Source organism: Streptomyces sp. SID13666, from assembly GCF_010548325.1.
Taxonomy (GTDB): domain Bacteria; phylum Actinomycetota; class Actinomycetes; order Streptomycetales; family Streptomycetaceae; genus Actinacidiphila; species Actinacidiphila fildesensis.
This window is the reverse complement of sequence record NZ_JAAGLX010000001.1, coordinates 669,571-681,069: the sequence shown is the minus strand read 5'-3', so window position 1 is coordinate 681,069 and position 11,499 is coordinate 669,571. Positions and strand designations below refer to the sequence as shown.

The following is an 11,499-nucleotide window of genomic DNA, read 5'->3' as shown; positions in this document are numbered from 1 at the left end:
GTGGTCAGGTGGGGCTCCCCCGGACGTCGTCCGGGAGGTCGCCGACGGAACGTTTCTCCCGCCACCCGACAGGTCACTTCAGCCAGGCGGCCACCTTGTCGCCATTGGCCTCGACCCACTTCTTCGCAGCCGCCTCGTCCGACATCTTGTCGACGGCGATGTACTTCGCGACGAGGTTCTGATCGTCATTGGTCCACGAGAAACTCTTGACCAGGCTGTAGGCCGGACTGCCCGACGCGGCGAACTTGGTACTGACGATCTTGTCCAGGTCGTACACGGGATAGTCGCAGGCGACCGCCGCCGCGACGGCGTCGCAGCCCTCCTTGTACGGGGGCAGGTCGACCTTGACCAGCGGCACCTCGGAGAGGAACCACTGCGGCTCGTAGAAGTAGCCGAGGATCCACTCCTGCTTCTTCTCGGCCTGCCGGAAGGCCTGGATGAGCGCGGTCTCGCTGCCCGCGTACACCACCTTGAAGTTCAGGTTCAGATTCTTCACCAGCGCCGCGTCGTTGGTGACGTACGACGGGTCGCCGTCCAGCAGTTGGCCCTGGCTGCCCGACTCCGAGGTCTTGAACTGCGACGCGTACTTGTTGAGGTTCTTGTAACTGGTGATGTCCGGGTACTTCTTCGCCAGCCACGGCGGTACGTACCAGCCGATGACCCCGTTGTTGCCGGTGGGGCCGGCCGCCACGGCGGTCTTCTGATCGGTGATGTACTTCTTCTTCAGGTCGTCATGGCCCCAGTTCTCCAGGACCGCGTCGACCTCACCGGTCCCGAAGCCCTGCCACGCGACCTCCTCCTTGAGGTCCTTCTTCTTGACCGTACAGCCGAGTTTGTGCTCCGCGACGTAGGCGACGACCGCCGCGTCCGCCTCGTAGCCGACCCACGGGTTGACGGCGAGATTGAAGGTGCCGCACTTACCGCCGGAGCTGCTGCCCGCGGCGGAGGGGGTGTCACCGACCTTGGCACCGCCGCAGGCGGTGAGGGCGAGACCCAGTACGGTCAGTCCGGCCGCGCCGGCGCGCCATCTCGCGGGACGGGTACCCGCGACGAGGTGTATTGCCATGTGTCGTGCTCCTTTTGACTGCCTAGTGCCGACGGCCGTTCACCGCCGTGGTACGGCGCGCCGCCGCCTGTGTGATCCCGTCGAACATGACGCCGAGCAGCACGATGGCGAGTCCCGCCGCCAGCCCCTTGCCGTACAGCTCTCCTTGCGAGAAACCGGCTACGACGTCGTAGCCGAGGGCGCCCGCACCGACCAGGCCGCCCACTACAACCATCGACAGCACGTAGATCAGGCCCTGGTTGACAGCGAGAGCCAGGGCGCTGCGTGACATCGGCAGTTGGACTTTGGTGATGATCTGCCAGGTATTGGACCCGGCAGCCGTGGCCGCCTCGACGGTGGTCTCCGGCACGGCCCGCACCCCGTCCGCGATGATCTTCATCGTGACGGGCGCCGCATAGACGACCGCGGCGACGATCGCGGTGAACCGGGTCGCCCCGAACAGCGCGAGGAACGGCACCAGATAGACGAACGGGGGCATGACCTGCGCCGCATCCAGAGTGGGCCGGATGAGCCGGTCGGCCATAGGGCTGCGCCCCATCCAGACGCCCACCACGACCCCGAGGGCCATCACCAGCACCGTCGCCACGGCGGTCGACGCCAGCGTCGTCATGCTGTCCGACCACATGCCGGTGCCGACGAGCAGGGCCACGCACACCCCGGCCGTCACTCCGGCCCGCCGGCCGCCCAGCACGGCTCCGACGGCGACCAGGACGGCGCCGACCAGCCACCACGGGGAGTCGGTCAGCAGCGACTGGAAGGGGTTGAGCAGACCGTTGGTGACGGCGTCACGCAGGGCGTTCGTCATGCCGGAGAGGTGGTCCTGCGCCCAGGTGGTCACGGTGTCCGCCGCACTGGCGATGGTGCTGCCGGTACTGCCCTCGCCGGGGAACTCCGCCGCCCACACGTAGGTGTGCGACAGATACACCAGGACCGCGGCCACCACGCCGCCCGCCACCAGCAGATGCCGGCGCCACTTCACGAACGGGCCGCCCAGGCGACCGGGAGCCCGGCCGCTCCCCTCTGCTGAGGGGACCCCGGTCGCGCTGCGCTCGCTCGCCGCCGTCGTAACGCGGTCGAGGACGATGGCCATGACGACGATGGCGAGACCAGCGTTGAACGCTGTGCCGACGTCCAGCGACTGCAACGCCTTGACCACGGTCTTGCCGAGCCCGGGTGCGTCGATCAGCGCGGCGATGGTGACCATGGCCAGGGCGGCCATGATGGTCTGGTTGATGCCCATCACCACGGTCCGCTTGGACATCGGCAGGAGCACCTTGGTGAGCGTCTGGCGCCGCGTCGAGCCCAGCGAATAGGCCGCCTCGACCGTCGTCGCCGGCACGGACCGAATGGCGTGCGCGGTGATACGGATCGCGGGAGGCGCCGCGTAGATCAGCGTGGCGATCGTGGCGGAGGCCGGCCCGATGAGGAAGAACAGCGTGAGCGGGGCGAGATAGACGAAGGTCGGCATCGTCTGCATGAAGTCCAGGAACGGCGTCATGATCCGGTTGGCCCGGTCGGACATCCCGGCCCACACGCCGAGCGGGATGCCGATGAGGAGCGAGACGAAGACCGCCGAGAGCGTCAGGGCCAGGGTGTCCATGCTCTCCTGCCACAGGCCTTGCAGCCCGAAGAAGGTGAAGCCGGCCATGGCGAGCAGCGCGACCCGCACGTTGCCCAGGGCCCAGGAGAGGTAGCCGACGATGCCGACGACACCGAGCCACCCGATCTGCGGGACTCCGCGACCGCTCGAGGGCTGGGAGATCAGCGACTGGATGAAGGTCACCAGGTTGTCGATGACCAGCCGGATCTCGTTGAAGAAGTAGAGGAAGAGCGGATTGCTGTTGCGGTCGGCGCCGATCGAGTCGTTGACGTCGTTGAACCAGCGGTGCAGACCGGTCAGGTCGGCCGCCGCCAGCGCGAGCGTCTGGTGGCCGCGGAACACGGCGAAGATCAGCAGCCAGAGGGCCAGTATCCCGGCGACGACGAACCGGCGCGGGATGGCGCGGATCGCCCCCAGTCGCCTGGGCGCCTGGGCGACGACGGCCATCACGCGCCGCCTTCCACGCCCGCGATCACCGCGAGGATCTCCTCGTCGCCGACGACACCCAGCAGCTTGCCGTTCTCGACGACCTTGACCGGCTTCACCGCCTCGAACACCGCCCTGGTGGCGTCCCGCACCACCACGTCCGGGCCGAATTCGGGTCCGTCGAGATCGTCGTCCGGCCCCGCCGGGCGCATGATCCAGCGCAGCGTCAGGACATCGGCACGCGGCACGTCCTTCACGAAGTCGCGGACGTAGTCGTCGGCGGGAGCGCCGACCAGTTCGTCGCCCGTACCGCACTGGACCGTCTTGCCGTCGCGCATGATCAGGATGCGGTCGCCCAGCTTGAGCGCCTCGGACAGGTCGTGGGTGACGAAGACCATGGTCTTGCCGACCTCGTGGTGCAGCCGGATGACCTCGTTCTGCATGTCCCGCCGGATCATAGGGTCCAGCGCCGAGAACGGCTCGTCGAAGAGCAGCACATCCGGATCGCCGGCCAACGCCCGCGCGAGGCCGACGCGCTGCTGCATACCGCCGGAGAGCTGGTCGGGGTAGGAGTTCTCGTAGCCGGACAGGCCCACCAGCTCGACGACCTCCAGCGCGCGCTTGGTGCGCTGCGCCTTGCCCATGCCGCGGATCTCCAGGCCGTACGCGACGTTGTCCACCACGCACCGGTGCGGCAGCAGCCCGAAGTGCTGGAAGACCATGGAGAACTTGTGCCGGCGAAGCTCCCGCAGGCGCTTGGGGTCGGCGTCGCGGATGTCCTCGCCCTCGAAGACGACCTGGCCGGCGGTCGGTTCGATCAGCCGGGTCAGACATCGCACCAGGGTGGACTTGCCCGAGCCGGACAGGCCCATGACCACGAAGACCTCGCCGGGCGACACGTCGAAGCTCACGTCCCGCACCGCCGCCGTGCATCCCGCACGGTCCATGAGCTCACGGCGCGACAGGCCGCACAACTCCTCGGACTGCGGCACCTTTTCGGCCTTCGGCCCGAACACCTTCCACAGCCCGCGCACGGAGATGACCGGGGTCCGGTCCTGATCCGGGTCCTGGGACCTGTCGCGCCGCCGCGACACCTCGGTCTGTGCTGGGATCACTGTCGACCTCTCTCCATGCTTCAGGTGTTCGGCCTTCCGGGCTTCAGGTCTCCGGCCCGGTGCGCTTCAGCTGCGGAACCAGCGCTGCGGCCGCGGTTGGATGTTCTGCCAGATGTGCTTGGGCTCGCGGTACTCGTCCAGGCCGGCAGGTCCCAGCTCCCGGCCCACGCCCGACTGCCCGAACCCACCCCACTCCGCCTGCGGCACATAGGGGTGGTAATCGTTGATCCATACGGTGCCGTGGCGCAGCCGGCGGGCGACTCGCTGCGCCTTGCCCGCGTCCTGTGTCCAGACGGCACCGGCCAGTCCGAAATCCGTGTCGTTGGCGATGCGTACGGCTTCGTCCTCGGCGTTCTCGCCGCCGCTGAAGCGTTCGACGGTCAGCACCGGGCCGAAGGACTCCTCGTGCACCACGCGCATGTCCTGGGTGCACTCGTCGAGAACGGTCGGCGGGTAGTAGAAGCCGTCCGCGAGCGCGGGGTCGTCCGGGCGGGCGCCGCCGCAGCGCAGGACGGCGCCTTCGGCGATGCCGGCGGCGACATAGGCCTCGACCTTGTCGCGGTGGGCGGCGGAGATCAGCGCGCCGGTCTCGGCCGCGGCGTCGAAGGGTCCGCCGAGGCGGATCTGCCGCGCGCGGCGTACGACCTCATCGACGAAGGCGTCGTGCAGCGAGTCCTCGACGATCAGCCGGGCGCCGGCCGAGCAGACCTGGCCCGAATGCAGGAAGACGGCCGTGAGCGCGAAGTCCACGGCCGTCTCGAAGTCGGCATCGGCGAAGATGACGTTGGGGTTCTTGCCGCCCAGCTCCAGCGCGACCTTCTTCACCGTCGCGGCGGCCGTGGCCATGATCCGCTTTCCGGTCTCCAGCCCGCCGGTGAAGGACACCATGTCCACATCCGGGTGCTCGGACAGCGGCGCCCCCACCTCCGGCCCGGTGCCCAGGACGAGGTTGGCGGCCCCCGCGGGGAGCCCGGCCTCCTCCAGCGCCCGCATGAGCAGGATCGAGGTGGACGGGGTCAGCTCACTGGGCTTCAGGACAAAGGTGTTGCCCGCGGCGAGGGCCGGCGCGACCTTCCAGGAGGCCTGAAGAAGAGGGTAGTTCCAGGGGGTGATCAGGCCGCAGACACCGATCGGCTCGTGGACGACCCGGCTGATGGCGTCGTCGCGGCCCGTGTCGATGACCCGGCCCGCGCTGGTGCCCGCGACCCCGCCGTAGTAACGGAAACAGGAGACGACATCCGCGATGTCGTACTCGCTCTCCACGAGCCGCTTGCCCGTGTCGAGCGATTCGGCCCTGGCGAATTCCTTCGCGTCCCGTTCCAGGATGTCCGCCACGCGAAGGAGCAGCGCCCCGCGCTCGCGCTCCGGCGTGCCCGGCCACGGTCCCGAGTCGAAGGCACGGCGTGCTGCGAGGATCGCGGCCTCGGTGTCGGCCCGCATCCCCTCGCCCACGCTCGCGACGAGCGTGCCGTCGGCTGGGCAGCGAATCTCCCGGCGGCCGCCCGCAACCGGGTCGCGCCACTCACCGTCCAGATACAGGTCCGCCACGCGATGAGCCCTTCAGACGAATCCGTTGCGCATAGCGCATCGAATTGCTTGTGGTGGAACACCCTGGCCGAACGGGTGGCGCGCGTCAAGGGGTTGATACCTGCGGGCTTCACCTCTTGACCGCAGGCCTTACGGGACTGGACCATGTTGCGTATCACTCACTCTGTTGCTCATTACGCACCAGCGGAGGTCGCATATGTCCCCTCGCCCACAACCCGGCCACGAGTACGTCCTCACCCTCGCGTGCCCGGACCGGGCCGGCATCGTCCACGCGGTGAGCGGCTTCCTCGTACGCAACTCCGGCAACATCCTGCAGAGCCAGCAGTTCGACGAGCGGCTCAAGGGCCGGTACTTCATGAGGGTCCACTTCGACATCTCCGATCCGGACACAGGTCTGGAAACTCTGCGTTCCCGATTCGGCCCGGTCGCCGAGGCGTACGGGATCAGGTGGACGCTGCGGGACGCGGCCACCCCGACGCGCACGCTGATCATGGTGTCCAAGTTCGGGCACTGCCTCAACGACCTGCTCTTCCGGCAGCGGACCGGCGCGCTCAACATCGAGATCCCGGCGATCGTCTCCAATCACCGGGAGTTCGAAGCACTCGCGGACACCTACGGCGTGCCGTTCCTGCACGTGCCGGTGACGCGGGAGACCAAGGCCGAGGCGGAGGCGCGGCTGCTGGAGCTGGTGCGTGAGCTGGACATCGAGCTGGTGGTGCTGGCCCGCTACATGCAGGTCCTCTCCGATGATCTGTGCAAGCAGCTGGAGGGGCGGGCGATCAACATCCACCACTCCTTCCTGCCGAGCTTCAAGGGCGCACGTCCCTACAACCAGGCGTACGACCGCGGGGTCAAGCTGGTCGGGGCGACCGCGCACTACGTCACCCCGGAGCTGGACGAAGGGCAGATCATCGAGCAGGACGTGGTCCGGGTCGACCACTCGCTCGACCCGGAGGAGCTGGTGACCGTGGGCCGCGATGTCGAGGCGCAGGTACTCGCGCACGCGGTGAAATGGCACAGCGAGAACCGCGTCATGATCGATGGAAACCGCACGGTGGTCTTCCGCTGACGCCACGTCGTGCGAGCGCGCGGGCACCCTCGCAGGGGTGGTGCGGAACGCATCAGTTGTCGGCGCGCTCGAGCATCGCGCGGCGCCAGCGCTCGGTCTCGGCGATCTGGTTGAACGTGAAGACGTGCAGCCCCGCCACCACCGCCGAGGGCGCCGTCAGCGCGGGCGCGGTGCGCGTGAGGAACCGCTCCGGCGAGTAGCCGCCGGGCGCGGAGAGGCGGACGAACCACGAGGCGTGCCGGGCCAGGAAGCGCGTCGACTCGCCGACGCCGATCTTGGTGGCCATGGCGAGCAGCTTCGTCCGCTCCACGGGCCCTGCCACCCCCACATGGACGGGCAGGGCCACGCCGCGGCGCCGGATGCGCCCGACCCACTCCCCCAGGACCTGCGGGTCGAAGCACAGGTTGCTGACGATGTACGTGGCGTGGACGCGCTTCTCCCACATGGCCTGAATGGTGATGTCGTCGTCGATCAGGGGATGCCGCTCGGGATAGCCGGTGATGCCGACATGACGGAAGGGGCTGCCCAGCTCGCTCAACTGCCGCAGCACGGGCAGGGCCCCCTCGTACGCACCCGCCGAGGGGTTCGCGTCGCCGGCCGGCACGAAGACGTCCTCGACGCCGGAGGCCCGGAGCCGGTCGGCGATCTCCGCGACGTGCGCACCGTCGCGCAGGAGGCGCGCGGGCACATGCGGGACGACGCGGTAGCCATGGCCCGCGAGCCGGACGGTGAGGTCCAGAGTGGGGTCGAGGCCCTTGACCGGCGACGCGGTGACGGTGATCACCACGTCGCGCGGGACATGGGCGAGGACCTGGTCCTCGGTGGGGCCGGCCGGCAGGACTTCGTAGCGGACCCGCTGCAGAAGCGTCCTCACCGCGGGTCGCGGTGGCGGTAGTACGCCGCCTTGGAGGGGGGCAGGGGGTCCTTGCCGAGGATGAGGTCGGCGGCCCGTTCGGCGATCATCATCGTGGGGGCGTAGATGTTGCCGTTGGTGACGTAGGGCATGACGGACGCGTCCACGACGCGCAGGCCCTGCACGCCGTGCACCCGCAGGCTGTCCGGGTCCACGACCGCCATCGCATCGGTCCCCATCTTGCAGGTGCAGGACGGATGCAGGGCCGTCTCGCCCTCCTTGGCGACCCAGTCCAGGATCTCCTCGTCCGTCGCGACCGACGGCCCGGGCGAGACCTCCCCGGCGTTGTACGGCTCCATGGCGGGCTGGTTGAGCAGCTTGCGGGCCACCCGGATCGCCTCGACCCACTCCCGCCGGTCCTGCTCGGTCGACAGGTAGTTGAAGCGGAGCGCCGGATGCTCGCGCGGATCCCTGCTCTTGATCTTCACCGAGCCGATGGCGTCGGAGTACATGGGCCCGACGTGCACCTGGTAGCCGTGCCCGCCCGCCGGCGAGGAACCGTCGTACCGGACCGCGATCGGCAGGAAGTGGAACATCAGGTTGGGGTAGTCGACGTCCTCGTTGCTGCGGGCGAAGCCTCCGGCTTCGAAGTGGTTCGTGGCGGCCGGACCCTTGCGGAACAGCCACTGCAGGCCGATGAAGGGATAGCGCCACTTCTTCATGTACGGCTGCATGGAGACCGGCTGCTTGCAGGCGTACTGCACGTAGACCTCAAGGTGGTCCTGCATGTTCTCGCCGACGCCCGGCAGATCGTGGACGACCTCGATGCCCAGATCCTGCAGCTCCTCCGCCTTGCCGACACCGGAGAGCTGCAGCAGCTGGGGTGAGTTGATGGCACCGCCACAGAGGATGACCTCGCCGGCCCGTACCCGCTGCGGCTTGCCGCGACCGCGCTGGTACTCCACGCCGACCGCGCGCTTGCCCTCGAACAGGACGCGGGTGACGAGCGCCCGGGTCCTGACGGTGAGGTTGGGCCGCTTCATGACGGGGTGCAGATAGGCCTTGGAGGCGGACAGCCGACGCCCGCGGTGGACGTTGCGGTCGAAGGCGGCGAAGCCCTCCTGGCGGTAGCCGTTGACGTCGTCCGTGAGCGGGTAGCCGGCTTCCTGGACGGACGCGAGGAACGCGGGAAAGAGCGGGCTGGACGCGGGTCCGCGTTCGAGGACGAGCGGGCCGTCGTGGCCTCGGAACTCATCGTCCTGGTCGGCGGCAAGGCAGTTCTCCATGCGCTGGAAGTAGGGCAGGCAGTGGGAGTAGTCCCACTTCTCCATCCCCGGGTCCGCGGCCCAGCGCTCGTAGTCCAGCGGATTGCCGCGCTGGAAGATCATGCCGTTGATGCTGCTGGAGCCGCCGAGGACCTTGCCGCGTGCGTGGTAGACGCGGCGGCCGCCCATGTGGGGCTCGGGCTCGGACTCGTACTTCCAGTCGTAGAAGCGGCTGCCGATGGGGAACGTGAGGGCGGCGGGCATCTGGATGAAGATGTCCCACGGGTAGTCGGAGCGGCCGGCTTCGAGCACCAGCACGCGGTTGGCCGGTTCGGCGGAGAGCCGGTTGGCCAGCGCGCTGCCGGCCGAGCCGCCGCCGACGATGACGAAGTCGTACTGCAAGGGAGCCATGGCTGTCTCGTCTCGCTCGCGCCGTCGATACGCGAGGCATGCTAGTACGAGTAGCGCCATACGCACCAGGTTGCGTGCCACGCAACTTGGAGAGCCATCGCCTCCCTTTCGCTTCCCCCGGTCTGTTGTTTACCGCGCGTATAGTTCCGCTATGAGCAACTTCAGCGCAGATAACGAAACTGCCGGGTCGCAGACCGGCGGCGTCCAGTCCGTCGACCGCGCGATCAGCGTCCTGGAGATCCTGGCTCAGCGCGGCGAGGCCGGAGTGAGCGAAGTGGCCACGGAGATCGACGTGCACAAGTCGACCGCTTTCCGGCTGCTGGGCGCCCTGGAAGCGCGCGGTTTGGTGGAGCAGGCCGCCGAGCGCGGCAAGTACCGGCTCGGCTTCGGGATCGTCCGGCTGGCCGGCGCCGTCACCGGACGGATCGACATCACCCAGCAGGGACGCCCGGTCTGCGAACGGCTGGCCGAGGAGCTCGAGGAGACCGTCAACATCGCGGTCATGGAGAAGCAGTTCGCGATCAACCTCTTCCAGGTGCGCGGCCCGGCCGCCGTCAGCGCGCACAACTGGGTCGGCCAGCTGACCCCGCTGCACGCCACGTCCAGCGGCAAGATCCTGCTGGCCCACCTGCCCGCAAGGGAGCGCGCCGAGCTGATCATGGACGCGGGCCTGGAGAAGCTCACCCCGCACACCCTGACCTCGAAGACGAAGCTGGAGAAGAACCTCGCCGAGGCCAGGGAGCGCGGTTACGCCTGGACCCTGGAGGAGCTGGAGGTCGGCCTGCACGCCATGGCCGCGCCCGTCCGCTCCCGCGACGGCGAGGTCATCGCGGCGGTCACCGTGTCCGGGCCGTCCTACCGCTTCACCGAGGAGCGGATGCACGAGCTGGCACCGACACTGATCAGGGGAGCGGCGGAGATCAGCCACCGGATGGGCTACCTCGGCTGAGGAGCCGTCCCCAGCCGCTCCTGGACCCACTCGTGGAAGGCGCCGATGTGGTGCTCGCTGGGGACCAGGACGCCACCCTTGGCGTACAGGCGGGAGCTCATGGCGGGCTGGCAGCGCTCGCAGGCGTCGAAGTCCTGCCGGTTGACGCGGTCGAAGAGCTCGACGGAGCGGCTGACGTCCCTGCCGCTGTCCACGACGTCCTTGAGGTAGAGCCAGTCGCACTCGACGATCGTGCGGTCGGCGGCGACCGGGTACATCCGGTGGAAAATGACATGGTCCGGCACGAGGTTGATGAAGACCTGCGGCTGGACGGTGATCGCGTAGTAGCGGCGGTCCTGGTCGGGGGACACACCGGGTATCCGGTCCAGGCCCTCGGTGCCGTCGACCGTGAAACCCTGGATGTCCGAACCGAACTCGGCGCCGTGGCCGACGTAGTACTGGGCGGCGTAGCCGTCGGCGAACTCCGGTAGCACCTCGGTGAGTTCGGGATGGATCGTCGCGCAGTGGTAGCACTCCATGAAGTTCTCGATGATGAGCTTCCAGTTCGCCTTGACGTCGTAGACGATCCGCTTGCCGACCGCGAGGTTGTCGATGTCGTAGTGCTCGATCGGCTCCACATCGCCCAGCCGCTCCACGACCGCGCCGATGACCTGCTCCTCGAAGCTGGGCGGCTCCTCGGCCAGGCAGACCCACACATAGCCGAGCCATTCGCGTACGTGCACACCCACCAGGCCGTACTCGGTACGGCCGACGTCCGGCATCTTGGTGAGGTTGGGCGCGGCGATCAGCTTGCCGGTGAGGTCGTACGTCCAGGCGTGGTAGGGACACTGGAAGGCCCGGCTGACCTCGCCGGACTCCTCGGTGCGGAGCTTGGCACCGCGGTGCCGGCACACGTTGAAGAAGGCGCGGATCGCGTTGTCGCGGGAGCGGGCGACGAGGATGCTCTCGCGGCCCACCTCGACCGTCCGGAAGGCGCCGGGCCTGGCGAGTTCCGAGGCGCGCGCGACGCAGAACCACATCGTCTCGAAGATCCGTTCCTGCTCCTGGGCGAAGACCTCCGGATCGGTGTAGCAGGAGCCGGGGAGGGTGGCGATCAGGCTGTCCGGCAGGCTGGTCGATGTCACGTGGGCACTCCCCGGGGACGTTGTGTGATGTGCAACCTGACGTGGATGGCGCAACTTCTTGCGGGCAGAATGT

The 11,499-nt window shown here is 68.5% G+C and carries 9 protein-coding genes; 2 read left to right on the top strand and 7 right to left on the bottom strand.

The features are described 5' to 3' along the window. Nucleotides 1-73 precede the first annotated feature (73 nt). The 4 genes from G3I60_RS03315 to G3I60_RS03300 all read right to left on the bottom strand — a co-directional run bounded on the left by G3I60_RS03315 (nt 74) and on the right by G3I60_RS03300 (nt 5,755). A complete protein-coding gene (locus G3I60_RS03315) occupies nt 74-1,066 on the bottom strand; it encodes an ABC transporter substrate-binding protein (protein ID WP_138351828.1) in 993 nt (330 codons plus the stop codon). Nucleotides 1,067-1,088: 22 nt separating this feature from the next. Beyond that, entirely contained in the window at nt 1,089-3,113 is a 2,025-nt protein-coding gene (locus G3I60_RS03310; RefSeq protein ID WP_164292302.1) for a proline/glycine betaine ABC transporter permease, read from the bottom strand. After that, complete coding sequence (locus G3I60_RS03305; protein WP_138351830.1) at nt 3,113-4,207, bottom strand: glycine betaine/L-proline ABC transporter ATP-binding protein; 1,095 nt, start codon at nt 4,205-4,207, stop codon at nt 3,113-3,115. The genes G3I60_RS03310 and G3I60_RS03305 overlap by 1 nt, the downstream gene beginning before the upstream one ends. A gap of 66 nt (nt 4,208-4,273) precedes the next feature. After that, complete coding sequence (locus tag G3I60_RS03300) at nt 4,274-5,755, bottom strand: aldehyde dehydrogenase family protein (protein WP_138351831.1); 1,482 nt, start codon at nt 5,753-5,755, stop codon at nt 4,274-4,276. Nucleotides 5,756-5,951: 196 nt separating this feature from the next. Between G3I60_RS03300 and purU the strand changes: the two genes are divergently transcribed. Further along, on the top strand, nt 5,952-6,824 hold the full coding sequence (purU, locus tag G3I60_RS03295) for a formyltetrahydrofolate deformylase (protein ID WP_164292303.1): 873 nt from the start codon (nt 5,952-5,954) through the stop codon (nt 6,822-6,824). 52 nt (nt 6,825-6,876) lie between these two features. On the opposite strand, the gene G3I60_RS03290 is transcribed toward purU, so the two are convergent. Both G3I60_RS03290 and betA read right to left on the bottom strand, forming a co-directional pair. Beyond that, nucleotides 6,877-7,698 carry a methylenetetrahydrofolate reductase gene (locus G3I60_RS03290; protein WP_164292304.1) on the bottom strand — a complete coding sequence of 274 codons (822 nt, stop codon included), beginning with the start codon at nt 7,696-7,698 and terminating at the stop codon, nt 6,877-6,879. Next, a complete protein-coding gene (gene betA, locus G3I60_RS03285) occupies nt 7,695-9,353 on the bottom strand; it encodes a choline dehydrogenase (RefSeq protein ID WP_164292305.1) in 1,659 nt (552 codons plus the stop codon). The genes G3I60_RS03290 and betA overlap by 4 nt, the downstream gene beginning before the upstream one ends. A 151-nt stretch (nt 9,354-9,504) precedes the next feature. Between betA and G3I60_RS03280 the strand changes: the two genes are divergently transcribed. Next, nucleotides 9,505-10,302 (top strand): IclR family transcriptional regulator, encoded by a 798-nt coding sequence (locus tag G3I60_RS03280; protein WP_138351835.1) that lies wholly within the window; start codon nt 9,505-9,507, stop codon nt 10,300-10,302. On the opposite strand, the gene G3I60_RS03275 is transcribed toward G3I60_RS03280, so the two are convergent. Further along, complete coding sequence (locus tag G3I60_RS03275) at nt 10,290-11,426, bottom strand: aromatic ring-hydroxylating dioxygenase subunit alpha (RefSeq protein WP_138351836.1); 1,137 nt, start codon at nt 11,424-11,426, stop codon at nt 10,290-10,292. The two genes, G3I60_RS03280 and G3I60_RS03275, sit on opposite strands and share 13 nt — an antisense overlap. Nucleotides 11,427-11,499 lie beyond the last annotated feature (73 nt).